Annotated in this window: 28 protein-coding genes, 1 pseudogene and 1 riboswitch; of the genes and pseudogenes, 16 read left to right on the forward strand and 13 right to left on the reverse strand. The window is 62.1% G+C overall.

Annotated elements, in window-relative coordinates:
• Positions 1 to 10: 10 nt before the first annotated feature.
• A complete protein-coding gene (locus NKH73_RS14470; protein WP_352932499.1) occupies positions 11 to 793 on the reverse strand; it encodes an NIPSNAP family protein in 783 nt (260 codons plus the stop codon).
• Between the two features lie 95 nt (positions 794 to 888).
• Between NKH73_RS14470 and NKH73_RS14475 the strand changes: the two genes are divergently transcribed.
• The gene (locus NKH73_RS14475; RefSeq protein ID WP_352932501.1) at positions 889 to 1,554 is read left to right on the forward strand and encodes a TetR/AcrR family transcriptional regulator; all 666 of its coding nucleotides are present in this window, start codon (positions 889 to 891) and stop codon (positions 1,552 to 1,554) included.
• Positions 1,555 to 1,608: 54 nt separating this feature from the next.
• On the opposite strand, the gene NKH73_RS14480 is transcribed toward NKH73_RS14475, so the two are convergent.
• The gene (locus NKH73_RS14480; protein ID WP_352932503.1) at positions 1,609 to 2,049 is read right to left on the reverse strand and encodes a hypothetical protein; all 441 of its coding nucleotides are present in this window, start codon (positions 2,047 to 2,049) and stop codon (positions 1,609 to 1,611) included.
• A 273-nt stretch (positions 2,050 to 2,322) separates the two neighbouring features.
• Between NKH73_RS14480 and NKH73_RS14485 the strand changes: the two genes are divergently transcribed.
• Positions 2,323 to 3,444 (forward strand): metallophosphoesterase, encoded by a 1,122-nt coding sequence (locus NKH73_RS14485; RefSeq protein WP_352932506.1) that lies wholly within the window; start codon positions 2,323 to 2,325, stop codon positions 3,442 to 3,444.
• Between the two features lie 69 nt (positions 3,445 to 3,513).
• Here the strand turns inward: NKH73_RS14485 and NKH73_RS14490 are convergent, their stop codons facing one another.
• The gene (locus tag NKH73_RS14490) at positions 3,514 to 3,702 is read right to left on the reverse strand and encodes a CsbD family protein (protein ID WP_352932508.1); all 189 of its coding nucleotides are present in this window, start codon (positions 3,700 to 3,702) and stop codon (positions 3,514 to 3,516) included.
• 539 nt (positions 3,703 to 4,241) lie between these two features.
• Between NKH73_RS14490 and NKH73_RS14495 the strand changes: the two genes are divergently transcribed.
• The 5 genes from NKH73_RS14495 (at position 4,242) to NKH73_RS14515 (ending at position 5,989) form a co-directional block, all read left to right on the forward strand.
• Positions 4,242 to 4,451, forward strand: coding sequence for a cold-shock protein (locus NKH73_RS14495; RefSeq protein WP_010915421.1), 210 nt, complete (start codon positions 4,242 to 4,244; stop codon positions 4,449 to 4,451).
• A gap of 345 nt (positions 4,452 to 4,796) precedes the next feature.
• Entirely contained in the window at positions 4,797 to 5,024 is a 228-nt protein-coding gene (locus NKH73_RS14500) for a hypothetical protein (protein ID WP_352932511.1), read from the forward strand.
• The gene (locus NKH73_RS14505; RefSeq protein ID WP_352932513.1) at positions 5,024 to 5,431 is read left to right on the forward strand and encodes a hypothetical protein; all 408 of its coding nucleotides are present in this window, start codon (positions 5,024 to 5,026) and stop codon (positions 5,429 to 5,431) included. The genes NKH73_RS14500 and NKH73_RS14505 overlap by 1 nt, the downstream gene beginning before the upstream one ends.
• A gap of 1 nt (position 5,432) precedes the next feature.
• The gene (locus NKH73_RS14510; RefSeq protein WP_352932516.1) at positions 5,433 to 5,600 is read left to right on the forward strand and encodes a hypothetical protein; all 168 of its coding nucleotides are present in this window, start codon (positions 5,433 to 5,435) and stop codon (positions 5,598 to 5,600) included.
• Between the two features lie 5 nt (positions 5,601 to 5,605).
• Positions 5,606 to 5,989 (forward strand): YkgJ family cysteine cluster protein, encoded by a 384-nt coding sequence (locus tag NKH73_RS14515; RefSeq protein WP_352932519.1) that lies wholly within the window; start codon positions 5,606 to 5,608, stop codon positions 5,987 to 5,989.
• Between the two features lie 9 nt (positions 5,990 to 5,998).
• On the opposite strand, the gene NKH73_RS14520 is transcribed toward NKH73_RS14515, so the two are convergent.
• Together NKH73_RS14520 and NKH73_RS14525 are read right to left on the reverse strand one after the other, a co-directional pair.
• Positions 5,999 to 7,297, reverse strand: a complete 1,299-nt coding sequence (locus tag NKH73_RS14520) for a metal-dependent hydrolase family protein (protein ID WP_352933018.1) — start codon at positions 7,295 to 7,297, stop codon at positions 5,999 to 6,001.
• 470 nt (positions 7,298 to 7,767) lie between these two features.
• The gene (locus NKH73_RS14525) at positions 7,768 to 8,613 is read right to left on the reverse strand and encodes a class I SAM-dependent methyltransferase (RefSeq protein ID WP_352932522.1); all 846 of its coding nucleotides are present in this window, start codon (positions 8,611 to 8,613) and stop codon (positions 7,768 to 7,770) included.
• A 277-nt stretch (positions 8,614 to 8,890) separates the two neighbouring features.
• Here NKH73_RS14525 and NKH73_RS14530 point away from each other — a divergent pair, with 277 nt between their 5' ends.
• Complete coding sequence (locus NKH73_RS14530) at positions 8,891 to 9,502, forward strand: LysE family translocator (RefSeq protein WP_352932525.1); 612 nt, start codon at positions 8,891 to 8,893, stop codon at positions 9,500 to 9,502.
• 8 nt (positions 9,503 to 9,510) lie between these two features.
• Here the strand turns inward: NKH73_RS14530 and NKH73_RS14535 are convergent, their stop codons facing one another.
• The gene (locus NKH73_RS14535; protein WP_352932528.1) at positions 9,511 to 9,645 is read right to left on the reverse strand and encodes a hypothetical protein; all 135 of its coding nucleotides are present in this window, start codon (positions 9,643 to 9,645) and stop codon (positions 9,511 to 9,513) included.
• A 62-nt stretch (positions 9,646 to 9,707) separates the two neighbouring features.
• Positions 9,708 to 10,379, reverse strand: coding sequence for a VOC family protein (locus tag NKH73_RS14540; RefSeq protein ID WP_352932532.1), 672 nt, complete (start codon positions 10,377 to 10,379; stop codon positions 9,708 to 9,710).
• A 350-nt stretch (positions 10,380 to 10,729) separates the two neighbouring features.
• On the opposite strand from NKH73_RS14540, the pseudogene NKH73_RS14545 reads away from it, so the two are divergent.
• Positions 10,730 to 11,029 (forward strand): annotated as a pseudogene (locus NKH73_RS14545) (LysE family translocator); the annotation flags it as partial.
• A 238-nt stretch (positions 11,030 to 11,267) separates the two neighbouring features.
• Positions 11,268 to 12,731: an FAD-dependent monooxygenase gene (locus NKH73_RS14550; RefSeq protein ID WP_352933021.1), complete on the forward strand. Its 1,464-nt coding sequence runs from the start codon at positions 11,268 to 11,270 to the stop codon at positions 12,729 to 12,731.
• Positions 12,732 to 12,791: 60 nt separating this feature from the next.
• On the opposite strand, the gene NKH73_RS14555 is transcribed toward NKH73_RS14550, so the two are convergent.
• Complete coding sequence (locus NKH73_RS14555; RefSeq protein ID WP_352932535.1) at positions 12,792 to 13,178, reverse strand: nuclear transport factor 2 family protein; 387 nt, start codon at positions 13,176 to 13,178, stop codon at positions 12,792 to 12,794.
• A gap of 16 nt (positions 13,179 to 13,194) precedes the next feature.
• Positions 13,195 to 13,632 carry an OsmC family protein gene (locus NKH73_RS14560; protein ID WP_352932538.1) on the reverse strand — a complete coding sequence of 146 codons (438 nt, stop codon included), beginning with the start codon at positions 13,630 to 13,632 and terminating at the stop codon, positions 13,195 to 13,197.
• Positions 13,633 to 13,730: 98 nt separating this feature from the next.
• On the opposite strand from NKH73_RS14560, the gene NKH73_RS14565 reads away from it, so the two are divergent.
• The gene (locus NKH73_RS14565; protein WP_352932540.1) at positions 13,731 to 14,330 is read left to right on the forward strand and encodes a TetR/AcrR family transcriptional regulator; all 600 of its coding nucleotides are present in this window, start codon (positions 13,731 to 13,733) and stop codon (positions 14,328 to 14,330) included.
• Positions 14,331 to 14,565: 235 nt separating this feature from the next.
• On the opposite strand, the gene groL is transcribed toward NKH73_RS14565, so the two are convergent.
• The 3 genes from groL to NKH73_RS14580 form a co-directional block, all read right to left on the reverse strand.
• Complete coding sequence (groL, locus tag NKH73_RS14570; RefSeq protein WP_352932542.1) at positions 14,566 to 16,221, reverse strand: chaperonin GroEL; 1,656 nt, start codon at positions 16,219 to 16,221, stop codon at positions 14,566 to 14,568.
• Positions 16,222 to 16,283: 62 nt separating this feature from the next.
• Positions 16,284 to 16,580, reverse strand: a complete 297-nt coding sequence (gene groES / locus NKH73_RS14575) for a co-chaperone GroES (RefSeq protein ID WP_006203049.1) — start codon at positions 16,578 to 16,580, stop codon at positions 16,284 to 16,286.
• Between the two features lie 160 nt (positions 16,581 to 16,740).
• Complete coding sequence (locus NKH73_RS14580) at positions 16,741 to 17,538, reverse strand: class I SAM-dependent methyltransferase (protein ID WP_352932544.1); 798 nt, start codon at positions 17,536 to 17,538, stop codon at positions 16,741 to 16,743.
• Positions 17,539 to 17,624: 86 nt separating this feature from the next.
• On the opposite strand from NKH73_RS14580, the gene NKH73_RS14585 reads away from it, so the two are divergent.
• The gene (locus NKH73_RS14585; RefSeq protein WP_352932546.1) at positions 17,625 to 18,476 is read left to right on the forward strand and encodes a hypothetical protein; all 852 of its coding nucleotides are present in this window, start codon (positions 17,625 to 17,627) and stop codon (positions 18,474 to 18,476) included.
• A gap of 74 nt (positions 18,477 to 18,550) precedes the next feature.
• Positions 18,551 to 19,483 (forward strand): bifunctional helix-turn-helix transcriptional regulator/GNAT family N-acetyltransferase, encoded by a 933-nt coding sequence (locus tag NKH73_RS14590; protein ID WP_352932548.1) that lies wholly within the window; start codon positions 18,551 to 18,553, stop codon positions 19,481 to 19,483.
• A gap of 6 nt (positions 19,484 to 19,489) precedes the next feature.
• On the opposite strand, the gene NKH73_RS14595 is transcribed toward NKH73_RS14590, so the two are convergent.
• Positions 19,490 to 20,323 (reverse strand): GyrI-like domain-containing protein, encoded by an 834-nt coding sequence (locus NKH73_RS14595; RefSeq protein WP_352932550.1) that lies wholly within the window; start codon positions 20,321 to 20,323, stop codon positions 19,490 to 19,492.
• Positions 20,324 to 20,610: 287 nt separating this feature from the next.
• A riboswitch (cobalamin riboswitch) is annotated at positions 20,611 to 20,814 on the forward strand.
• Between the two features lie 92 nt (positions 20,815 to 20,906).
• Here NKH73_RS14595 and NKH73_RS14600 point away from each other — a divergent pair.
• The 3 genes from NKH73_RS14600 to NKH73_RS14610 are packed head-to-tail and all read left to right on the forward strand — an operon-like array spanning position 20,907 to position 23,682.
• The gene (locus NKH73_RS14600; protein ID WP_352932552.1) at positions 20,907 to 21,719 is read left to right on the forward strand and encodes an ABC transporter ATP-binding protein; all 813 of its coding nucleotides are present in this window, start codon (positions 20,907 to 20,909) and stop codon (positions 21,717 to 21,719) included.
• Entirely contained in the window at positions 21,716 to 22,663 is a 948-nt protein-coding gene (locus NKH73_RS14605) for an ABC transporter substrate-binding protein (RefSeq protein WP_352932554.1), read from the forward strand. Before NKH73_RS14600 ends, NKH73_RS14605 begins: the two co-directional genes overlap by 4 nt.
• 50 nt (positions 22,664 to 22,713) lie before the next feature.
• On the forward strand, positions 22,714 to 23,682 hold the full coding sequence (locus tag NKH73_RS14610; protein WP_352932555.1) for a FecCD family ABC transporter permease: 969 nt from the start codon (positions 22,714 to 22,716) through the stop codon (positions 23,680 to 23,682).
• Positions 23,683 to 23,691: the final 9 nt, after the last annotated feature.

A 23,691-nucleotide genomic window follows, 5' to 3' on the forward strand; every position in this document is an offset into this window, starting at 1 on the left:
AAAGCGCCTCTTACCCAACAAGCAACGATCGTGAGGTCGGAGATAGGCGCAAGGTCTCGGTCGATCCCGCCAGACATGTCTGGACCTTCTGCTGCAATGCCTGCCACTCCGGAGAACCGGCAAGCGCCGCTTCAAAGCTTGCATGGGCGTCCGTACCGTCGAAGCCCGCGGCACTGATAAAAACGTTTTCACCTAAGCGCACCGGCAGGCGGGGGAAGCTGTTTTCGGCATGCTCGGTGACGAAAGCAGCAAGCGGCCGCGCGCCAAGTGCCGCCAAGACAGGAATGGCGTCGGTTTCGAAGCGGCTGGCGAAGTCGGCTTCGGCATCAGGCCGCAAATGATGAATCTTGATGACAACGATACCAGACAAACGATTGTTTCTGCTCGGCTTTTCGTGATCCTGAAAAGCCGCTCGTTGCGAGCCCGTCAGGTCGAAGCCCGCGCCCGGCCATGCGGGTTTCAGCAACAGCACGTCGTCGGAGTCAATCATGGTGGCGTTGGCAGCATCGCGCCAGGCGGCCCACACGGGCCCCTCGTAGAACGCAGCCAGTGCATTTTTCCTCGCTTCCATGCCGTCGAAGCCGCGCAGCCAGACGAACATGTCAGGCCGGTCGAGATCGCGGAACTGGCCGATGATGGTCATCCCTGCCGCTTCCTGCCCCTCGATCAGGTGATTATCGAAGACGCCGATCAGCGCATCGCGCTGGCCGGGTTTCAGCGTGTATTGCCTGAGCTCGACGACCGGCGAGGCGTCGAGGCCGGACTTCGACGGGGCATCTAGGGGCAGGCTCATCATGCAATCTCCAAAACAGGGTAATCATCCTGTTTTATAAACAGACTGGTTGTCCTGTTTTGTCAATCTGCTATCTCTAGGACATGTCAGCAGAGATGACCACTCGCCCAAAGGCGTTGCCCGGGAAACGCACCAACGACCCGGAAGGCCTGCGCAAACGCGTGCTCGATGTCGCCGAAGCCTCCTTTCAGGCGCGCGGCTACCACGCTTCCAGCATCGGCGACCTGATGGCGGCGGCTGATGTCACCGGCGGCGCGCTGCACCATCATTTCCCGACCAAGAAGGCGCTGGCGCTGGCGGTGGTCGAGGAGCGGGTGGCGGCGGCCGTGGAAGAAACATGGATCGCGCCTGTGCAGGCGGCAGGCTCGGCGCGCGAGGGTATACGCAAGGTGTTCGACACCGTGGCGGCGGAACTGGAACAGCAGGGTTTCGTGCGCGGCTGTCCGCTCAACAATCTGGCGCATGAACTGTCGCTCGCCGATCCGGATTTTCGCACTGCCCTTGCCGGCATCTTTTCGGCATGGCGCGCGGCGATTGCCGATAAGATCAGGGCCGATCAGCAGGCGGGCAGGGAGCAGGGCATCGACCCGCAGCGCTTCGCAGCACTAGCGGTCGCCACCTATTCCGGCGCCATGTCGATGGCCAAGACGGAGCAGGATTCTGCTGTGCTGCGCGATTGCCTGATGGCGCTGGAGCCGGGTGCTGTCCCGGCAAGAGCGAAGCGACGTCGCCGGGTGCTGCTGCGCTCCGGAACCCTTTGATGTCGGCAGGCCCCTCTGGCCTGCCGGACGGGAGGGGTGGGAAGGCTAAGGGGACTACTCCGCCAATGGCTTGATCGTCTCGTAGCCGACCACGCTTTCGCCGCTGGTGCCCTCGTCATAGCGCCTGGCCAGAACGGCCTGCAGGTCGGGGGCGTAGAGCGCGGTGAATTCATCCTGTGTCTTGCCGGCCTCATTCTTGATCGTCTGCCTGACGGTGAGCACGTTGTATTTGCAGTCGCCCAGGCTGAACGTCTCCTTGCCCTTGACGTCGATCTCGAGCGTCTCGGTACCCTTCGGTTGTTTGTTGGGTGCGAGACGGACGAACACGGTCTTGCTTTTCGCCCCGGCCTTGAGCGGAAACAGCTTTCTGAGATCGGAAAACGGGATCACGGCAAGCTGACCGGTTTCGCTGTCGCGAAACACCTCGATCAGACCGCCGAACAGAAACTGCGTCTGCGGCGATTGAGACTCGTATCTGTTGGCAACCGACACCATTCCACCCGCCGCCGGCCAAACTCGCTGTGGATGCCGGGCCTTTCGAGAATAAAGCCGGCTTTGGCTGCCTTGGCGTCGATGCACTCCGCACCATGAGCGGCGCTCGCCAGGATGGTGAGTGTCGTGCCGATGGATATAGTCTTCATAGCGTCCTCCTCTGCCCGTGAAAGTTGAGTTCAGACACCGAAAGGAATGCCAGACCTGCGGCACCGTGTCGACATTCCGTTCGGGGCAACTGGACGAAGAGGCGCTGGCTGTGCTGAACTTCGCGCCATGAATTCCATCTCGGCAGGATCACTCTCCCGGCGCAGCTTCCTGGCGCAAGCGGCGGGGCTTGCCGCGGCCGGCGCCCTTGCGCGACCAGCGCTTGGTCAGACCCGGCAGCCTGTCGACGCCACCTTCCTGTTCGTCGCCGATGTCCATGCCTGCCGCATGGCCAGCGGGCTGAGTCCCAATTGCCAGCAGGAAGGCAAAACCGACGCCGCCTTGCTGCGCAGTGTTGCCGCGTTGAACGGCCTTGGCGAAAAGGAGTGGCCGGCCGAAATCAACGGCATCGCCACCGGCCTACGCTCGGCCGGCAGCCGCATCGGCACGCCGCTCGGCCTCGTCGTCGGCGGCGATATGACCGACGACGGCGGCGGCCAGGTCACCCAGCCAAGCGAAGGCACGCAGCTCCTTCAGTTCAGCCAGCGTTACCAGGAGGGTGTCGGCCCCGATCGCGTGCATGTGCCGGTCTATGTCGGGCTCGGCAACCACGATCTCGACCAGAACGGTCCGCCGCAGCACGTCGACTGGTACCGCCGCGAAATGCGTGACTACGTCGAGGTCAATCACCGCTCCGGCGTGTTCTTCAAGCCGCCGGTGCCGGTGACCGATTACGATGTCGACACGGACTGCTATTCATGGGACTGGGGCGGCCTGCATCTCGTGCAGACACACCGTTTTGCCGGCGACACCGGCCACGGCGCGGCATCCGGCCTGCCATGGCTGAAGCAGGATCTGGCGGCCCACGCGGCGGACGGCCGCCCGGTCATCCTGTTCCAGCACTACGGTTGGGATGTTTTTTCGATCGAACGGTGGGATGCCGCCAAAAGTACCTTCGACGATGACGGCACTGGAGCGCCGCATTGGTGGAGCGCGGCGGACCGGCAGGCGCTGCTGGCAGCACTGAAGGGTTACAATGTCATCGGCATTTTCCATGGCCACCAGCATGAGACACCGATGATCTACCGCAGCGACGGGCTCGATTTGTTCAAGCCCAAGGCTGCCTATATGGGCGGCTTCGCGCTGGCGCGGGTGACCAGCGACGGCATGGACGTGGTGCTTGGCGAAGCTGTTGGCGACCATGGCGAGGTCGCCTTCACCAACGCTTTCTCGAAGAGCCTGAGCTTCTAACGACATCAACTAAGGCAAACAGGAGGCCAAGCCGCCTTCCTCATCGCTGTCGAAACGGCCGCGCACGGATCAGAGCGCCTTCCTGACCCTGTCCTTCACGTCGCCATAGGCCTTCTGCAATTTGCCGGCGATCTTGTCGGCCGAGCCTTCAGCCTGGATGCGCCGGTTGCCTGTGGCCTTGCCGGCGGCTTTCTTCACCGAACCTTTGACCTGCTTGGCCATGCCCGCAACCTGATCCTTGTTCACCATGGGCCGCATCTCCTGGGATTAATTTGGGAAACGGGCGGCTGGGTTTTCGGTTCCGGGTCCGCGGAGGTGACGAGGGGGGACAGGGCCGGAGCCCGGTCCGGCCCGCCGGCGGCAAAGCAACGATCGCCGCTCACCATAAAAGAACGCCCCTCGCGCGTTTTATTGCACGGGAGGCGTCCTTTGTGTCAGCCTTCCTGAGATTGCTCTCGTGAACTGCTGACGATACCCAAAATGCACGGGTGCCAAAATGGTTCCCGGCATGGCGCGTTTTTTCAGCAGCTGCGCCCGACCGGTTTAGGCGCCAAATCCGCCATTGAATCTCCTGCCTCAGCCAGGCTTACGGTGACCGGTCCGTCCGGTGGCGAAAGCAAAAATTGACACGGCGCTAAAAGAAGTCTATAAGAAATTCGTCGATATTTGTTTGACTGACTTTTGTTATCCGCGTGCCTAGGCGCGCCTTTGACGAACTTCCCCCATCAAAATCGAGACAAACGCTGTTGTGCATTCGCATGACGGCGAACGAATATTTGCCACGGAAAGGGTTCGTTATGAGCACAGGCACAGTTAAATGGTTCAACGCCACCAAAGGTTTTGGTTTTATTCAGCCTGACGACGGCTCGGCCGACGTTTTTGTCCACATCTCGGCCGTAGAGCGCGCCGGAATGCGCGACATCGTCGAGGGCCAGAAGCTCGGCTACGAGATGGTCCGCGACAACAAGTCGGGCAAGATGTCTGCCGATCAGTTGAAGGCGGCCTAAAACGGAATTCAGCCTCGCCGGTGACCACGGATGTACTGGCACTGGTGAATGGCGAATTTCGCGCATGGCCCCGGAAACATCGGTTTCCGGAAGGATCATGCGCAGAATGAGAAGTGCCAGCGCGTTCATGTGGATGCGCGGCGCTCCAGCGGAAGGTCAGGCAATGCCTGGCCTTTTGCATTTGGGGCGCTTCAAAAGTTCGAAAAGAGCACCGCGCGTTCGCTTGAACGTGTTAAGGGTGCTTCAGCAATTTGAATCCGACTGCCGTATTGCATTGTGCGTGGTCCTGGTCGAAAGACCGGTCTCGCCATTTGCGGCATTACGCTCCGAACCGGGAGAAAGACCTTGACCGCCACTTCAAAGAAATCCCGCGACCTGGCCGAATCCATCTTCAGCAAGACCCAGACCCAGTCCATGTCGCTCAACCGCATCATTTCCGAACAGGATGCCGCCAGCCAGGCCCGGGAAGCCAAGACCGCGCGACTGCGCGAACTGCGCCTGGAAAAGGAAGCCGACGATATGGCTGCGGCCGCCGCGCTCGCCGCCGCGCCGAAGCGCATGGGCAAGCGCTGATGGCTACCAAGCGCGTCCCGCAAAAGGCGATCGCCGCCGATTCGACCATCGCCGATGTCGTAGGAGAGCTCGACAAGCCGGTCGAATATGTCCGGCGCGTGCTCGAGAAGCTCGAGCGCTGCAAGCGCGCCCATGGCGATGCCCAGGTCCGCCTCGGCGTGCGCGGCCGCTCCGAATGCCCGAACTACCTGATCGAGTATGTCCGCGAAAATGCCAAGACCCATGAGCGGGTCACCCATCAGGACGCCGCCTATAGCGGCAGCACGCATCGCGAACTGGCGCCCCGGCACATCGAGGAGGCCAAGAACTGGTCGCCTGAGGAAATGAACATCACGGCGGTCTCGGCGCTGATCGGCCGCCTTCGCAACCCGAATGCGCCCTCATCGCGTTTCTCCGACGAGGATTGATATGGCTATAAAATTCTCCGCCAAGGACCAGCCGGTGGCATCCACTGCCACCGCAAAGCTGGCCAAGCCGGCCGCCGCGCCGAAAGCCGACGTTACCGCCGAGGCCGCGACCGATCTGTTCAAGTCGCCGGCGGAAGTGGGGTCGCGCAAGACCAGGAAGAAGAAATAGCGCTCTTGCCGCGAAACGCCGACCTGAATCCGGTTGCGTCAGGGCTGCTTGCCCTGGTGAGCGCCCGGGACGTTTCGTCTCTGGAGGAGGGCGCCGTCCCTCTCTTTGATTGCCAGAGCTGCGGCGCCTGCTGTTCCTATTCGGCCGAATGGCCCCGCTTTTCGACCGAGGATGACGCGCAGCTCGATCGGATCCCGCAAAAATATGTGGCTGCCGACGAAGCGGGCATGTGCTGTGACGGCGTGCGCTGTTCGGCACTTTCCGGCGAGGTCGGCAAGTCCACCGCCTGCGGCATCTACGAGGTCCGGCCGGACGTCTGCCGCGCCTGCATGCCCGGTGGCGACGATTGCCTGATGGCGCGCAAGGCGCATGGGCTGTCGACGCTGTAGTAGCGGGCCTCAGATAGTGTTTTTGTAGATCAGGCCATCTTTCATGATGATTTTGAAGTTGTTGGCTGGATCGGCCACCACGTCGAGGTTCTCCAGCGGATTGCCTTCGACGAGCAGGAGGTCCGCGAGCGCGCCTTCTTCGATCACGCCGAGTTTCCCCGGATAGGGGTTGCGACGGCCCGACAGCGCGAGCAGCTCCGCATTGGTGCCGGTGGCCATGACGAGCGCTTCGGCAGGCGTATACCAACGCACAAGCGACGCCAGAATTGCCCCCTGCTGCTTCGCTAACGCGCGGGAGAACAGGACATCGGTGCCCCACGCCGTCTTGATCTTGTATTTCTTCGCGAGTTCGTAGGTCCTGCCGATGCCCGGCCACACCTCATCGGCCTTGGCTCGCTCGACCGAACCCTCTTGGAGGCCTGTCCTCATCAATTCGGGAAGCGGCTGCAAGCTCAGCCAAATGTCCTTTTCGGCGATCAGCTTGGCGGTTGCCTCGTCCATGAGGAAGCCGTGTTCGATGCACTTAACACCAGTCGCGATAGCCTTCCGGATCGCATCCGAGGTGAAGGCGTGCGCGGCGACGTAGGTGCCCCAATTCTCGGCAATTTCAACGGCGGCCCGCAGTTCGGGCTCGGTGAAGGTGGTGACGTCGAGCGGGCTGTGAGGCGACGACACTCCGCCGCCGGCTGTCAACTTCAGCAGCGCGGCCCCCTGCATGAACTGCTCGCGGGCACGCAAACGCACCTCGTCGGGGCTGTCCACAACTATGCTGCCGCCGTTCCTCTCCATGGGAGTGAACAAGCCGCCGATCGTCCGAGGCAAATCGCTGAGCTGGCGGAAATCCCCATGCCCGCTGGTCACGGTGATCATGGCGCCGGACGGATAGATGCGTGGTCCCGCTATGATGCCTTGATCTATCGCGCGCTTGAGGCCGAACGCCGGCCCGCCCACGTCGCGAACGGTGGTGAAGCCGCGCATCAGCGTATCCGTCGCCTCGTCGCCGGCCGCAAGATTGGCGAAGCCGACATCGCCCATCGCCTCTGCCGGCGTGGACGCAATCAGCATTGCGTGCCAATGCGCATCGATCAGCCCCGGCATTAGCGTTCGCCCGTTGCCGGCAATGCGCCGCGCGCCTTCGGCCGCGATGGGACTTGTCGAGATCCGCGCGATCACATTGCCCTCGACCAGCACATTCGATGGGGCCGAAAGTGCAGCGCCTTTTCCGTCGAAGATGCGGACGTTTTCGAAAAGCACGTCGTCAGCGGCCGCAGTTGCGCAAAGTCCGAGCACGAGGGCTGCCGCAAGCATTTCTCTGCCTGAGCGAAGAATCATGAAAGCCGTGCGGGCAGAGAAAACGGCTGCGGCGAAGGACACGGCATGCGCCACGACCTCGCCTTTTGTCAGCTCCTGCGATCCAAAGGATTTGTGACACATGACGGTTATCCTGCTTCAGGAGGAGGTGGTCACGGCGCAAGGACAAGTTCTAGCTTATACGTCATCGTCGTCAAGAAGCGTTCCAGACTGGTTTCTTTCGCAGCGGGGGGTCGTTCGAAGGTCAGGCCGATCGTGGTGATACCAGGGCAAGCAGTGCATGGTTCGCCTGAGGAAGCGATCAGACGAGGGAGCGCCCGGATGGGTGGAAGTCGCCGTTCGGTTCATCTGGCAGAACAAGCACGTTGCCAGGAGCGGGACATTCGCCATGGTCTTTCCTGCGAGGCAGCCGCCCAGAACCAGGAGAAGGATTGGCACGGGCTAGCCTGTTGCTCCAGCTCTTGTCACTAGGTCGGGGCACGCGACCAGGCGCCCACTTCCGAGCGGCTCACGATCACGCTACCCGCCTCGATTTCGAGCTGCATGCGCTGTCCCAAAGTTTCGACATCGACCTCAGCAGCCGTCGCAACTCCCCGGCTCTGTATTTCCGGCAACATTGTGACAATGAGTTCAGCGGTCTGGTGTGACCAGTCGAAACCGCCCTTGGTTCCCCCAACAACCGCCTCCAAGTGCATTGAGGGCGCGGTCAATCCAGCTGCGCGGAAAGCCGCATCGAGCTTGATACCCATATTGGTCTCGATACCGCTGCGCCGGAACGTCTCGACGATCCATCGACAGCAGTCGTTGTAGGTCGGCGCTGGCGGGCTGGATCGACAGCCGTCCCAATCCGGCTCATGGAAGACGATTGTCCCTCCAGGCCGGAGGTGACGAGCGACGCCACGCAGCATGGCCACCGCATCGGCTTGAAACATCAGAACATAGCGGCCGATCACGGCGTCGAACGGTCGGTCGAACGAGAGTGCCGCGGGATCGCCTTCACGGAAGCTGACATTCTGGATCGGATTCGCCGTCGCGCGCGCCTCCGCCGCCGCAAGAGCCGCTGGAGCCCGATCTGCGCCGATGACGTGACCTTCCCCGCCAACCATCTCGGAAACCAGGAATGTAACGTCGCCCGCGCCACAGCCGACGTCGAGCACGCGCATCCCGGGACTTATGCCCGCAGACAGCAAGATCCTTCGCGTGATCGGGTTAATGATGCCCGCCTGATGGCTGAGACGCCTGATCTCGCGATCGGAATGGACGAGAATATACGGGACGTGAACGTCGGCACGACCGCCACCAGCGACTTCCATGGCTTGCCTCCCCTCATACGACTGTTCCCCAAAAGGGGACATCGCGTAAGTCGACGACTATGCGCCGATGCGGCAGCCAGTCAACCAGACTCGCTGTTGACCTCAATGCGATGTCGCTTCAGGGTCAATGCTTGCCTTAGAAGTCCTCCGAACAAAGTGCAAAAACGGTCGTGAGCCGAAATTCGAAATGAGACACTACCGACCCCGGGCTGGCTTGTGCCCGTGTGCTTCGCTGGTTACGTTGCCGGCGGCAGGTAACAACGCCGGAGGATCATCCGTGAGCATCGAATTCTTGTTGACGTCGCTGATTGTCGTGGCTTCGCCCGGCACCGGCGTTCTCTATACGCTGAGCGCCGGGCTTTCGCGTGGCGCGCGCGCCAGCATCATCGCTGCTTTCGGCTGCACGCTCGGTATCATCCCGCATATGGCGGCGGCCATCACCGGACTGGCGGCGCTGCTGCACACCAGCGCACTCGCCTTCGAGACGATCAAGTATCTGGGCGTCGCCTACCTGCTCTATATGGCCTGGAATACGCTGAAGGAGAGCGGCGGCTTAAACGTCGGGCGGGATGTCGCGCCACGCTCGGCCGGCGAGGTGATCACCTCGGGCATCCTCATCAATATCCTCAACCCGAAGCTGTCGATCTTCTTCTTCGCCTTCCTGCCGCAGTTCGTCAGCACCACCGAACCGTATGCGCTGTCGAAGATGCTGGAGCTCAGCACCGTCTTCATGCTTTTGACCTTCGTCGTCTTCGTCGGCTACGGCATCTTCGCCGCCTCGATCCGCAGCCATGTTGTGTCGCGGCCGATGGTGCTGACCTGGATGCGCCGCACCTTCGCCGGCGCCTTCGTCATGCTTGGCGCCAAACTGGCGCTGACCGAGAGGTAGTGCCGGCCCTAGCCCTTGACGTAGCCCATCGCCTCGACGATCCGCCCGTTCTCGACGCGCATCAGGTTGACGCCGCGCAGCGAATGCCGTCGGCCATGAAATAGCGCGAGCTGGAGGCCGCTCTGCGCCCGAGGATAGAGCACGGTCGCGTGTAAGCGCGGCTGCGTCGATGCTGCCGTTTCAAAATGACGTCGTGATCCAATCCTTACAGCGGCAGCGGCTTGCCAGCCTGCTCGGCCACCATGTACTCGGCATACCAGTCCGGCCAGTTCTCATCACGCTGGCCGCCTGTCCGCTTCTCGTGCTCGCCATGGGCCGCAGACGCACGCCGGAACGCGGCCGCGAGCTCGGCCGACGAGACAAATGTGGCGTCGTCAGCGTCGACGCGGCCGGGCGCTCGCGCAGTGACCTCCTGCAACAGCCAGACATTTCCGGACGGATCGCTGAAGGAGGCCCACGAGGAGTAGCTGCGCCGCTCAGGGTCCGGACCGCTGACACGGCCTTCATGGCCGGCATAGTGGTACACCTCGCTCACGTCGACACCGCGATCGGCGAGTTCGGCGCGCGCTGCCTCGATGTCTGACACCACGAGCTCGCCAACGCTTTCGAGGACATCGAGCTCGACCCGGGCATAGGGCCCTGGGGTGACCCCTGAGCCGAAGACTATCGAACACGGGGAGCCCGGAGGCGTAAACTGGATGACACGAAATTCGTCGCCTGTGATGTCGGCGTCGAGCCTCCAACCCAAGCCGCCGTAAAATCGCTTGGCTCGATTGATGTCCGAAACGGGGATGACGACGACTTCGAGCTTGATGTCGACCCTTCGCGCTGAAGGGATTGCGATTGTGGCTTCGCCGCGCTCCTGAATATCATTCATGACGATCTCCCTGGGTTTGGGTTGCGTTATCTTCAACGCCACGCGCTCTGGCCGGTGCTCGTGGTGGCTGTTCATGCATGCAAGCGGGATTGAAGGAACGGGGCCGCACCTATGCCGCCGAACCTCGTGATGCTCTTCTGGATGTGCGCATATCCGGTAACGCGAACTCGCGCCCGCTAGTCCGAGATGGACTTCGCAGCGGACGAACGCACCCTACGTTTTGGCAAGCTGGTCGCTAATCAGCAAAAAATATTAGCGGCTAAATATCGTAGCATTCTTACTGTATTGCAGCAAATCAACTCCCAAAAACCAAAGTCCAATCGAGGGCGAGCGAACTTTCGTTGGCGGTCATGGACAGGGATCTCGCGCCGCGCTCGGCCGGCAAGGTGATCACCTCCGGCATGCTGATCAACATCCTCAACCCGAAGCTGTCGATCTTCACCACCGAACCGCATGCGCTGTCGAAGATGCTGGAGCTCAGCGCCGTCTTCATGCTTTTGACCTTCGTCGTCTTTGTCGGCTACGGCATCTTCGCCGCCTCGATCCGCAGCCATGTTGTGTCGCGGCCGATGGTGCTGATCTGGATGCGCCGAACCTTCGCCGGCGCCTTCGTCATGCTTGGCGCCAAACTGGCGCTGACCGAGAGGTAAGCCGAGCTGCCGGGTGGGCGGTTGATCACCGCATTTGCTGGGGAATTTCGTGGGGGGCGACGGCTGTCGCGCCTCTTGCTTTAATAGATGGGGCCGAACCAATTAAGATCAAGAATTGGCATTCGGCTTTTTATGCTTAGATTGCGGAGCCCTGACTGAAAGAGGGCTCAAAATCATGCAGCAATTCGAAATAGGCGCTCGCGACGCCGGGCGCTTGGCGAGCAGTAGTGCCGATCGCATGGCGATTTCCCATCAGATACTGATTGTCGGAGGCGGTCCAACAGGGTTGATGCTGGCGGGCGAACTCGCCCTGGCGGGCATCGATACCGCCATCGTCGAGCGTCGCGCCAACCAGGACCTTGCCGGTTCCCGCGCCGGAGGCCTGCACGCCCGCACGATTGAGGTTTTCGATCAGCGTGGCATTGCCGACCGGTTTTTGTCGCAGGGGCAAACTGCCCAGGTGGCCCGGTTCGCAGACGTCACCATGGACATCAGCGACTTTCCCACTCGGCACAATTACGGGCTCGCTTTGTGGCAGAGGCAAATCGAGCAGATATTGGCTGAATGGGTCGCTGAACTCGGCGTCACGATCTATCGCGGCCTCGAGGTGCTGGGCTTCGTGGAGAGAGATGCGGGCATCGACATCGAATTGTCCAATGGCACGTTTCTGCATGCGCATTATCTCGTCGGCTGCGATGGCGGACGGAGTCTCGTGCGCAAAACGGCCGGTATTGATTTTCCCGGTTGGGACCCGACGACCAGCAATTTGATCGCTGAGGCAGAGATTTCAAGCGAACCGGAATGGGGCATCCGCCGCGACGCCATCGGCATTCATGGCCTCAGCAGGATGGACGGTCCGGTGGTGCGCATATTGGTGACCGAGCGGCAAACAGGTGCCGTGGGCGAACCCACGCTCGCCGATCTCAGCCAGGCGTTGATCGATGTTTACGGCACGGACTATGGTGTCCACAATCCGAGATCGCTTGGTCGCTTTACCGACATGACCCGGCAAGCGGCGTCCTACCGCAAGGGACGGGTGCTGCTTGCTGGCGACGCCGCGCATATCCACTCGCCGGATGGTGGCCAAGGTCTCCAGACCGGCGTGCAGGATGCAATAAATCTGGGCTGGAAGGTGGCCCAGGTGGTGAAGGGGATTTCCCCCGACAGCCTGCTCGACACTTACCATGCCGAGCGTCATCCGGTTGCCGCGCGGGTTTTGCGCACCACGATGGCATCGGTTGCACTGCGCCGCGGAGACGAGCGCACTAATGCGCTGCGCGACACGATGACGGAATTTCTTGCCATGGAGGAGCCACGCCGGCGCTTTGCCGGCATGATGTCCGGTCTCGATATCGCCTACGACTTTGGCGAGGGGCATCTATTGCTTGGCCGTCGCATGCCCGACCTCGATTTAGCCACCGACGCCGGTCCGCAGCGGGTTTTCGCGCTGCTGCACGAGGCCCGACCGGTGCTGCTCAATTTTGGCGATCCCCTTGCTTTCGACCTCAGCCCATGGGCCGACCGGGTCCGCCCTGTCGACGCCCGCTATTATGGAGCGTGGCAGCTTCCGGTGATCGGTGAGGTCAGCGCGCCCAGTGCCGTGCTGATTCGGCCCGATGGTTATGTCGCCTGGGTTGGCGGCACGGCTTCGACGGGCCTTCGCGAAGCGCTGACGCGCTGGTTTGGACCATCCGCGGCGTAGGAAGACGGATGGCAACTCGCCCGGAATCTACGTCCTGCTGGCGGGCTTCCGGGCGAAGCCCTACCCCTTGACGTAGCCCATCGCCTCGACGATCCGCCCGCTCTCGACGCGCATCAGGTTGACGCCGCGGATAGAGTTGCCGTCGGCCATGAAATAGCGCCAGCGGATCGTCGCCCGCTCGCCGGCAACGAAGGTTTCTTCCACGTCGAAGCGCGTGCCAGCCTGGGTGGCGATCGCCGACCACAGCCCGACGCAGGCTTCGCGGCCTGCGTGGCGGGCGCCATCCGGCGCCGGCACGGTGTTCTCGATCACGCAATCCTCAGCCACCAGCTCGTCGAGCGCCGACGGGTCGTGGCGCTCGAACACGTTGTTGAAGCGCCGCATGATCTCGGCCGTCTGCCCGGACAGCTCGTTCGCAGCCCTGTCCATGATAAGCTCCTGTGTCATCGTCATTCTCCTGCTTTCATTTACCCTTGACGAGCGTGGCCTTGAGCGTGATGCGGGGCACGCCGGCAAGCGCGCGCGAGACGAGGCAGCCTGCCTTGGCGGACTGCGCAAGGCGCTCGAATTCGTCGTCTGCCAGATCCGCGATCGCCGCCTCGGTTTCGAGCTCGATGCGCGTGATCGTCGGCCCTGCCTCGGTTGCGCCGAGATGCACTTTGGCGATGGTGCGGATGTTTTGGGCGACGTGGCCGTCGCGGCCGAGGATAGCGGTCAGCGCCATCGAAAAGCAGCCGGCATGTGCGGCGGCGATCAGCTCTTCCGGGTTGGTGCCGGGGCCATTCTCGAAACGCGACGGAAACGAATAGGCGCCTTCGAAGACGCCGCTGCCAAGCCGCAAGCGGCCTGAACCTTCTTTCAGCGTGCCTTGCCATTCGGCCGAAGCTTCACGGACTGTCATTGGATCTCTCCTTGTATGTAGACTGATCTACCTATTATATAGACCGGTTGTCATATTCCTGGCAAGGCCTATAATGCTGTCTCCTGACAGAGGCTGACATGGCGAAAGACACACGCACCCGCATGATCGAAGCGACGGCGCTGCTGCTGAGGCAGCGCGGCTATCACGGCACCTCGCTCAACGATATTTTGAGCGCCTCCGGCGCGCCGAGAGGATCGCTCTATTTTCATTTTCCGGGCGGTAAGGACCAATTGGTCATCGAGGTGACGCGCGACAGCGTCGAAAAGGTCACGCAATGGATGGATGAGGCGCTCGCCGCCGAGCACGACCCGGCGGTGGCCGTCCACCATATCTACCAGGCGGTGGCACGCATGCTGGAGGACAACCAGTTCACGCTTGGCTGTCCGGTCGCGCCCGTGGTGCTGGACTCGCCGGCCAACATGCCGGAGTTGGCCGAATTATGCCGGTCGGCTTTCCAGCAATGGGTAGGCTTGCTGCAAGCGGCCTTCGTCAGGGCAGGGGTGCCTGAGCGCCGCGCCCACGCTCTGGCGTTGCTTGTCGAATCATCGCTGGAAGGGCTGATGGTGATCGCGCGCGCCACCCGCGACCGTGCCCCGGTGCTGGCGGTAGCCGATGAGGTCGCCGCGCTGGTGGAAAGTGCATTGCCTGCCAAAAAGGTCGCTGTCACAGCGCGTTGACGCTTCACGCCTCATCGCTTTTGAGGACGGCGCGGAGTCCTGTCGAGGGGCCGAAAGGCTGAACAGAGATGGTTCCAGCCCTGCAATCCATGCCGTTACTATTGCCAAAGCGTACAGCGATACAGGAGGTCCCGCCTGCCGATCGAGGCTGGCACGGCGATTGTGGTGCATGACAAACAAAAAAAGGCGGCCTCTCGGCCGCCCTTTCCGTATCTGAAGGCTGATGGAACGTGGATCAGAAATCCATGCCGCCCATGCCGCCCATGCCGCCGCCGCCCATGCCGCCTGGCATGCCGCCGCCAGCCGACTCCTTCTTCGGAGCCTCCGCGATCATGGCTTCGGTGGTGACCAGCAGGCCGGCGACCGAGGCCGCATCCTGGAGAGCCGTGCGCACGACCTTGACCGGATCGACGATACCCATGGCGATCATGTCGCCATATTCGCCGGTCTGGGCGTTGTAGCCGAAGGTCGGGCCCTTGTTCTCGAGGATCTTGCCGGCAACGATCGATGCTTCCGCACCGGCGTTGGCCGCGATCTGGCGGGCCGGAGCCTGCAGCGCACGACGCACGATGTTGATGCCAGCGGTCTGGTCGGAGTTGGCGCCGGTTGCCTTGATGTTCAGCGAAGCGCGCAGGAGTGCGACGCCGCCGCCGGGAACGATGCCTTCTTCGACGGCCGCGCGGGTCGCGTTGAGGGCGTCATCGACGCGGTCCTTCTTTTCCTTGACTTCGATCTCGGTCGCACCGCCGACGCGGATGACGGCAACGCCGCCCGCCAGCTTGGCGAGACGTTCCTGCAGCTTCTCCTTGTCGTAGTCCGAGGTGGTCTCCTCGATCTGCTGCTTGATCTGGGCAACGCGGCCCTGGATCTCGGCCTTCTTGCCGGCACCGTCGACGATGGTGGTGTTCTCCTTGGAGATCGACACCTTCTTGGCGCGGCCGAGCATGTTGAGGCCAACATTCTCGAGCTTGATGCCGAGGTCTTCGGAAATGACCTGGCCACCGGTGAGGATGGCGATGTCTTCCAGCATGGCCTTGCGGCGATCACCGAAGCCCGGCGCCTTGACGGCGGCGATCTTCAGGCCGCCACGCAGCTTGTTGACGACGAGCGTGGCCAGAGCCTCGCCTTCGACGTCTTCCGAGATGATGACCAGCGGCTTCGAGGTCTGCACGACAGCCTCGAGGATCGGCAGCATGGCCTGCAGGTTGGAGAGCTTCTTCTCGTGGAGAAGGATGTAAGCGTCTTCCAGATCCGCAACCATCTTGTCGGCGTTGGTGACGAAGTAGGGCGAGAGATAGCCGCGGTCGAACTGCATGCCTTCGACGACCTCGAGTTCGGTCTCGGCGGTCTTGGCTTCCTCGACCGTGATGACGCCCTCATTGCCGACCTTCTGCATCGCTTCGGCGATCATCGAGCCGACCGAAGCATCGCCATTGCCGGCGATGGTGCCGACCTGAGCAACTTCTTCCGAGGTCTTGATCTTCTTGGCGTTCTTGATCAGCGTTGCGACGACGTCGGTTACCGCGAGGTCGATGCCGCGCTTCAGGTCCATCGGGTTCATGCCGGCGGCAACCGCCTTGTGGCCTTCCTGGACGATCGACTGCGCCAGAACGGTCGCGGTCGTGGTGCCGTCGCCGGCGATGTCGTTGGTCTTCGAAGCAACTTCGCGGACCATCTGCGCGCCCATGTTCTCGAACTTGTCTTCCAGCTCGATTTCCTTGGCGACGGTGACGCCGTCCTTGGTGATGCGCGGGGCGCCGAACGACTTGTCGATGACGACGTTGCGGCCCTTGGGGCCGAGCGTCACCTTCACTGCGTCGGCGAGGATGTTGACGCCGCGCAGCATGCGCTCACGGGCATCGCGGGAAAATTTTACGTCTTTGGCAGCCATTTTTAGCTCCTGGCAGGGGCTTGAATTGAGCCCGAAGATTTAAGTGACGGTGAGGCCGATATTCAGCCGATGATGCCCATGATGTCGGATTCCTTCATGATCAGAAGGTCTTCGCCATTGAGCTTGACTTCGGTGCCCGACCACTTGCCGAACAGGATACGGTCGCCGGCCTTGACGTCCAGCGGGACGAGCTTGCCGGCTTCGTCGCGGGCGCCGGAACCAACGGCGATGATCTCGCCTTCCTGCGGCTTTTCCTTAGCCGTATCGGGGATGATGATCCCGCCGGCAGTCTTGGATTCGGATTCAACCCGGCGTACGACCACGCGGTCATGAAGCGGGCGGAACTTCGACTTTGCCATTTTTTATTCCTCGATGAGAATGGTGAGAACAGTTCCTCCGTCCGGCGGCGCCGGACCTGGTTAGCACTCACCAATGGCGAGTGCTAACGTGGCGCTGAAATAGGCTGGCGGCATGCGAGAGTCAAGGCGCTCGTTGAGCCGATCGATGCCGGACGACGAACTATTGGTGTCTTGGCGAACCAAGTACCAGCAGCGGGCATCGTTCCGCCAGCGGATACGATCCGCTCGGCACGACGCGCACTTCGTCGAACCAGCCGTTCGCCTCGTCGACGAGCATGGCAAGCGTCGCGAAGCAGTAAGTCGTTTGCGAACCCGCATAGACATCGATGGTGCCGATAGACGCCACGCTCCACCCCGTTCGCGCGGCAAGGGCGGCGCGGTCCGGGAAGGTCTTGTCAAAAGCGTCGCGGATCACCTGCACATTTATGGCGCGATCGGAATCGCTGGTCGTACACGCCATGGCGATTCGCCATTTGAGCGCGTGGAAATTCTCAATTCCGCCGGCCAGGGCCTGGGCCTTGATGTCCTGCAGATCCTCGAATGCCTCAGGTCCGGCGAATACGCGGATCGCCGCACGGCTGCCGGGCTTCAGCACTCTGGCAACCTCGCCCAGGAGGGCGCGGCGAGCGCGTGCGGAATCGACGACCGTCAGACAACCGTCGCCTATGACCGCGCCGACGCTGGCGCGGCCGAGCGGAAGGTCCAGCCAGTTCCCGGTCGTTGCCTTGCGGCAGGCGCTATCGCCCGGCCATACGCCCGAAACCATGGCAGCGGATCCGTCGACGGCCAACATCGTCTTGCCGAGGCCGGCCAGTTCCGGGGTAACGCCCAGCAGCAGAACGTCGGCCTCGTCGAGATCAAGCTCGCGCTCGACAATGCCAACTGTCTCGGCAGTCGGCCGGAGCGGCGCCTCCAGGAGCATCCAGTGGCGGTGATAATCGTCCCAATGATTTGTCATGCAGGCTCGTCGGACCTAAGAAGGTCTGGCATCAACTGCTCATAACCGCTTAACGGAAGTGGTAAGGACGACAAGGGGGGACAACTGTGGCGCATGTCGTCGTCATAACACATGAGCACGACCGCTTCCTAGGCAAGCGCGATATCCTGCTGCGCAGGGATAGTCCCTATCTGCTTTTCGACGTTCTGGGAGAATTGAAAAGACGCGGCCATTCGGTTCGAATTCAGCAAGGTCTGTCGAAGACATACAGCGCCGACGTCGCGGTTCTGCATGTCGATGCGACGATAACGCCCGCAGACTATCTCGACTATGCACGGAGTTTCCCGTTCTGCCTCAATGTCGGGGCGGCTGACATATCCAAACGACGGATCAGCGGAGCGTTGGTGAACCAGGGAGACGTTTGGCAAGGGCCGGTCATCGTCAAAAGCAATCTCAACAATCAAGGCATTCCGGAGACTCTCCTCAATCGGCGAGCGCGGCGCGCGAGGAAACCACCGCCACTTCCTGATATGCCAGTCCTGCAGCCCTATGAGGTCTACGGATCTCTCGGGGATGTTCCGGATGGCGTCTTCGAACGCGACGATCTGGTCGTGGACAAGTTCATTCCGGAGAAAGAACCCGATGGTTTCGCGGCGCGGTTCTGGGTGTTTTGCGGAGAGAGCGAACGCTGCACCCGCTACGTCTCGCCAAACGCGCTGGTCAAGGCGTCCGAAACGATCCGTCGCGAGCCTGTCCCCGTTCCCGACGAACTGCGTGCTTTGAGACACGAACTCGGTTTCGACTATGGCAAGTTCGATTTCGTCATGCATGAGGGCAGGGCCGTACTCCTCGATGCGAACAAGACCCCGGGTCGCCCCAAAAACCTGGTGAAGATGTTCGCGGCCGGCGCTTCCTATCTCGCCGACGGCTTCGAAGGCCTCATCCGTCGGATCGGATAATGCGGTGGGCTTGGTCCAAACTAATACTTGACCAAGTCAACTAAATTATTGACTATGTCGGGCAGGAGGATGCCATGACGATTCATCAACCCGGCAAGGAGCGGATCGATGCGGTGCGGGGCTTCAACCGCTTCTACACCCGCCAGATCGGCCTGCTCGACGAAGGATGGCTGAAAAGCGCCTTCTCGCTGACCGAGGCTCGTGTGCTCTATGAACTGGCGCATCGCCACGGGCTGACCGCCACCGATCTTGCGCGCGATCTCGGTCTCGATGCCGGCTATCTCAGCCGGTTGCTGAAAAAGTTTCAGGAGCGCGGCCTTGTGGAGCGCGCTGCGACGGAAGCCGATGCGCGGCGCTCGTCGATCGCGCTGACGCCGGCGGGGAGGGCGGCCTTCGCGCCGCTGAACCAGGGTTCGCACGATCAGGTCGCGGCCTTGCTCGACCGGCTCCCGGATCCGGAGCAGGACAGGCTGGTCAAGGCGATGCAGACGGTGCAGCGCCTGCTGGGCGACAGTGCCGAGCCCAAGGTCCCCTACATGCTGCGGCCTTTGCAGGTCGGCGACATCGGCTGGATCATCCATCGCCAGGGCCTGCTCTACGCGCAGGAATATGGCTGGGACGAAACCTATGAGGCGCTGGTCGCCGAAATCCTCGGCGCCTTCGTCAAATCCTTCGATCCGAAATGGGAACGCAGCTGGATCGCCGAACGGGAGGGGGAAGTCGTTGGCTCGGTCTTTGTCGTGCGCCAGTCGGACACGGTGGCGAAGCTGCGCCTGCTCTACGTCGAGCCCTCGGCGCGCGGTCTCGGCATCGGCAAGCGACTGGTCGAGGAATGCATCGGCTTTGCCCGTGCTAAGGGATACAAGACGCTGACATTGTGGACCAACGACATTCTCGTCTCGGCGCGCCGCATCTATGAGGCGGCGGGCTTCAAGCTTGCCGAGGAAGAGCGCCACCATTCCTTCGGCAAGGATCTGGTCGGCCAGAACTGGAACCTGGAGCTGTAACGTCTCTCACCCCTTCACCGGTATCCAGATTTCCAGCCCGCCATTGCCGCTGCGCGGATCGAATTCGGGGCCGTAGCGCTCGAATTCGGGCGCATCGGCGATCTCGTGTCCGGACGCCGGCAGCCATTTGTTCCAGATCGTGTTGACCGTGCGGCGGATGGTCGAGATGTGGTCACGATGGGCGAACACGGCGTATTTCTGCGCCGGCACGCGTACGCGCGAAAACTCCTTCGGCAGGTCCGAAAAATCGGACACCTCGACACCGGCGATGTAGTCGAAATTGCCGGCGTCGTCGCCATTGACGCAGACGCCATAGGCGACGTCGCCGACCTCGCCCGGAATGTTGCCGATATAGGGGCCGAACCGCTGCCATTGCATCGGGATGCCGGCGCTGGTTTCGCAGCTGTAGCGTTCGCTGAGACCGGCGATGAGGAACGGCCGGCTGGCCTCAAAACGCGGCGGCTCGAGATTGGTGAGGAAGGACTGGTCCATCAGGATCGGCTCCACGAGATCGAGGTTGTCTAGCGAGCCTTGCGCGCGCACCAGTTCCGGCGTGGTGCCGAATTGGTCGCGGAAGGCGCGGGTGAAGGCCTCATGCGAGGCATAGCCGGTGTCGAGAGCGAGCGAGAGGATGTCGGGTGCACCGGCGGCGAGCTTGCGCGCCGCTTCGGTCAGCCGGCGAGACCGCATGTAGCCCATCACCGAACGGCCGGTCGCCGCACCGAAAGCCCGCGTCACGTGAAAGCGCGACACCCCGCTGCTCTTGGCGACATCGTCGAGCGAGACGGATTCCGGCAGATGGCTTTCGACGAACCACAGCGCTTTCTCGGTAGGATTCATTTGGCTCCTTGCATGGGCCAGTCTTCACATTGGCAAAGTCTTCGCGTCGGCAGGTCATCGTGCCGTTTCCTGGAGCTCGCAGTTTGATCGAAATTGCGCACTGCGCAAATCGCGACGGCGGCCGGCAGTCGAAGGCGTCAGGCGAAAGAGCTTGACAGGAGCAAGCAACGTCTTTTAGGTAGTAACGTTATTACATAACGATGATCCATATGACTCCCTCTGACAAGACCCTAGCTCTCGTGGCTTTCCGAGCCCCGGAAATTTATTGCGCTGTGATTGGCGGGAAATTAGGGTGGGCGACTGATGGTCCCCGAGTCGAAAGGCGAGGGGTGAAAAGGGAACACGGTGAGATCTTCGGATCGAGGCCGTGGCTGCCCCCGCAACTGTAAGCGGTTAGCAAGATCCGAAATGCCACTGGCCGGCAAGGCTGGGAAGGCAGGATGGCGCAAAGACCCGCGAGCCAGGAGACCTGCCATCGGCTTGAGTTGACCGGACGGGGTGTGCCGGGAGGAGACGTGGACATCGGTCTTGTCGGCCGGTCGGTCCAGCTTCCTTCCGTCGCCATTGAGAAAGTGACGGTAAGTTGGACGCCTCCCAGCCTCTTCTTGAAGCGCGCGAACTGAGCGCGACGGCGGGTAGTCAGCGCCTGGTCAGCGCGGTGAGCCTTTCGGTGGCGGCGGGCGACCGCCTCGCCATCATCGGCCCCAACGGCGCCGGCAAGACGACGCTGTTGCGCATGCTATGCGGTACGCTGCGGCCAAGCGCGGGAGAGGTGAGATTTTCCGGACGCCGGCTGGAGACGTTTTCTGCCGCCGAGCGGGCGCTGCACATGGCTGTCGTCGGCCAGACCGATCAGCCTGATCCGCGGCTTGCCGTGATCGACTATGTCGAGCTTGGGCGCGTCCCGCATGCCGGTTTGCGACGAAGGAGCGAGCAACGCGACATCGTCGTCGAAGCGCTTCGCAGAACCGGCCTGCTGCCGCTGCTCGGCCGCACGATCGGCTCGCTGTCCGGTGGCGAGCGGCAACGCGCCCAATTGGCACGCGCCATCGCCCAGGAGCCTAAAATCCTGTTCCTCGACGAACCGACCAATCATCTCGATCCGCGCGCCCGCAGCGAACTTCTCGAACTCGTATCGCAGTTGGGCATGACCGTCGTGGCGGTGCTTCACGATCTGTCGCTGGTCACGCCATTTGCCACCAGGGTGGCGGTGATGAACGAGGCCCGACTGCAGGCACTCGCCGGTCCGCGCGAGGCGCTGACCAAGCAGTTGATCCGCGACATTTTCGGCGTCGACGTGCTTCGGCTGCGCCATCCCACCGAAGACCGCGAACTCACGGTCTTCGAAGTTCCAAACCGCGCCTCTTCCGATTTAACCAAGGAGCAACATCCGTGAAACGCCTCGCACTGTCTTCTGCTTCCCTCCTGCTTGCCCAGACCGCCTTGGCTTTTCCGGTAACTGTCGACAGCTGCGGCACGCCGCTGACCTTCGATGCCGCGCCGAAGCGCGCCGTCATCCAGGATCTGAACATGGCCGAGATGGCCTTCGCGCTGGGGCTGCAACCGTCGATCGTCGGCCTGACCGGCATCACCGGATGGTACAAGGTCGGTCCGGAATTCAAGGCCGAGCAGGGCGCGATCCCGGAACTCGCGCCGAAATACCCGACGCTCGAAAACCTCGTCGCCGTCGAGCCTGATTTCTTCTTCGCCGGCTGGTACTACGGCATGAAGCCGGGCGGCGAGGTGACGCCCGATACGCTGGCGCCGCACGGTATCAAGACGTTGGTGCTGACGGAAAGCTGCGTCCACCTCGACAGCAACCGCCCCGCCGCCTCGATGGACCTGCTCTATGGCGACGTCGAGAAGCTGGGCAAGATTTTTGGCAAGGAGGCCAAGGCGAAAAAACTTGTTTCGGACTGGAAAGCGCAACTCGCCGATATCACGGCAAAGGTCGGCGACAGCAAGGGAACGCGGGTGTTTCTTTACGACTCCGGCGAAGACAAACCCTTCACATCAGGCAAGTTCGCGATCCCCAGCGCCATGATCGCCGCCGCCGGCGGCGACAACGTCATGGCCGACATGCAGACGAGCTGGGGCAACACGGATTGGGAAACGGTCGCCTCCCGCAATCCGCAGTTCCTGGTCCTGCTCGATTACCAGGACGGCGGCGGCTACCGCAAACTGCTCGATTTCCTCAGAGCCCATCCGGCGATGAAGGAGACCGATGCGGTCAAGAATGAACGCTTCGTCGCGCTGCGCTATGCCGAACTGACGCCCGGGCCGGCGAATATCGAGGCGATCGGCAAGATCGCCAAGGCGATGCACCCGGAAGCTTTTTGAGCTTGCGCCACCGGGCGTTCGAATTGGCCATGGCAGCAGGAGCAGCAGCGATGGCTGCTCTTGCTCTGCTGTCTATCGCTTATGGATCGACTGTCATAGCGCTGACGGACGTGGTTGCTGCGCTGGCGCATGCGGCCGAACTGGGCGGAGACATCGTGTCCGGTCCGATCGCCAAGATCGTCGTCGATCTCAGGCTGCCGCGCACGATCATGGCCATCTGTGTCGGCGCCGGGCTGGGCGTCATCGGTGCGCTGCTGCAGACGGTAACGCGCAACGACCTTGCCGACCCATTCCTGTTCGGCCTGTCTTCCGGTGCTGCGGCCGGTGCAGTTTCCGTCATCACCATTTTTGGCGACCATTTCGGTATCTGGACGCTGCCGGTCGCCGCCTTCACCGGCGGCATATTGGCCGCCGGCATCGTGCTTGTGCTGGTTTCCAGGGTGAGAGGTCAAGGCCCCGAACGGCTGATACTGGCCGGCCTTGCCGTCTCGTTCATGTTCACCGCCTTGACCAATTATCTCGTCTTTGCCGGGGACCAGCGCGCCGCGCACTCGGTGCTGTTCTGGACGATGGGCGGGCTCGGATTGGCGCGATGGGACAATGTCGGGCTGGCTGCTCTGGGCGCAGGCACCATCCTTGCCTATGCGCTGTGGAACCACCGCCGGCTCGACGCTTTCTTGGCCGGCGAAAATGCCGCCGAAACCCTCGGCGTCCCGGTTGCGCGGATGCGCAGGACGACATTTCTCGTCGCCGCTTTCTCGACGGCGATCCTAGTCTCGGTCGCCGGCGTCATAGGTTTCGTCGGCCTGATGATCCCGCATCTGTCCAGGACCCTGGCCGGCCCGTTGCACCTGCGCCTGATTGCAAGCTGCGCCCTGTTCGGAGCTGTGCTGTTGCTGGCAAGCGACCTTCTGGCGCGCACGCTGCTGCCGCCGCAGGAACTGCCGATCGGCATCATCACCAGTTCGGTTGGTGCTTTCTTCGTCGCCACGATGCTCATTCGCAATCGTTCGGCATGACTGTCATGC

Origin of the sequence: Mesorhizobium sp. M0938 (genome assembly GCF_040319125.1) — a bacterium.
In the GTDB taxonomy this organism is placed as follows: Bacteria; Pseudomonadota; Alphaproteobacteria; order Rhizobiales; family Rhizobiaceae; genus Mesorhizobium; species Mesorhizobium robiniae.

Coding starts and splice junctions, on each gene's coding strand:
- groES (WP_006203049.1), bottom strand. CDS start 16,580: ATGGCAAAGTCGAAGTTCCGCCCGCTTCATGACCGCGTGGTCGTACGC.
- NKH73_RS14480 (WP_352932503.1), bottom strand. CDS start 2,049: ATGGTGTCGGTTGCCAACAGATACGAGTCTCAATCGCCGCAGACGCAG.
- NKH73_RS14595 (WP_352932550.1), bottom strand. CDS start 20,323: ATGAATCCTACCGAGAAAGCGCTGTGGTTCGTCGAAAGCCATCTGCCG.
- NKH73_RS14525 (WP_352932522.1), bottom strand. CDS start 8,613: ATGGAAGTCGCTGGTGGCGGTCGTGCCGACGTTCACGTCCCGTATATT.
- NKH73_RS14490 (WP_352932508.1), bottom strand. CDS start 3,702: ATGCGGCCCATGGTGAACAAGGATCAGGTTGCGGGCATGGCCAAGCAG.
- NKH73_RS14510 (WP_352932516.1), top strand. CDS start 5,433: ATGGCTATAAAATTCTCCGCCAAGGACCAGCCGGTGGCATCCACTGCC.
- NKH73_RS14610 (WP_352932555.1), top strand. CDS start 22,714: ATGGCTGCTCTTGCTCTGCTGTCTATCGCTTATGGATCGACTGTCATA.
- NKH73_RS14485 (WP_352932506.1), top strand. CDS start 2,323: ATGAATTCCATCTCGGCAGGATCACTCTCCCGGCGCAGCTTCCTGGCG.
- NKH73_RS14555 (WP_352932535.1), bottom strand. CDS start 13,178: ATGACACAGGAGCTTATCATGGACAGGGCTGCGAACGAGCTGTCCGGG.
- NKH73_RS14475 (WP_352932501.1), top strand. CDS start 889: ATGACCACTCGCCCAAAGGCGTTGCCCGGGAAACGCACCAACGACCCG.
- NKH73_RS14580 (WP_352932544.1), bottom strand. CDS start 17,538: ATGACAAATCATTGGGACGATTATCACCGCCACTGGATGCTCCTGGAG.
- NKH73_RS14520 (WP_352933018.1), bottom strand. CDS start 7,297: ATGCTTGCGGCAGCCCTCGTGCTCGGACTTTGCGCAACTGCGGCCGCT.
- NKH73_RS14495 (WP_010915421.1), top strand. CDS start 4,242: ATGAGCACAGGCACAGTTAAATGGTTCAACGCCACCAAAGGTTTTGGT.
- NKH73_RS14470 (WP_352932499.1), bottom strand. CDS start 793: ATGAGCCTGCCCCTAGATGCCCCGTCGAAGTCCGGCCTCGACGCCTCG.
- NKH73_RS14505 (WP_352932513.1), top strand. CDS start 5,024: ATGGCTACCAAGCGCGTCCCGCAAAAGGCGATCGCCGCCGATTCGACC.
- NKH73_RS14565 (WP_352932540.1), top strand. CDS start 13,731: ATGGCGAAAGACACACGCACCCGCATGATCGAAGCGACGGCGCTGCTG.
- NKH73_RS14560 (WP_352932538.1), bottom strand. CDS start 13,632: ATGACAGTCCGTGAAGCTTCGGCCGAATGGCAAGGCACGCTGAAAGAA.
- groL (WP_352932542.1), bottom strand. CDS start 16,221: ATGGCTGCCAAAGACGTAAAATTTTCCCGCGATGCCCGTGAGCGCATG.
- NKH73_RS14590 (WP_352932548.1), top strand. CDS start 18,551: ATGACGATTCATCAACCCGGCAAGGAGCGGATCGATGCGGTGCGGGGC.
- NKH73_RS14550 (WP_352933021.1), top strand. CDS start 11,268: ATGGCGATTTCCCATCAGATACTGATTGTCGGAGGCGGTCCAACAGGG.
- NKH73_RS14540 (WP_352932532.1), bottom strand. CDS start 10,379: ATGAATGATATTCAGGAGCGCGGCGAAGCCACAATCGCAATCCCTTCA.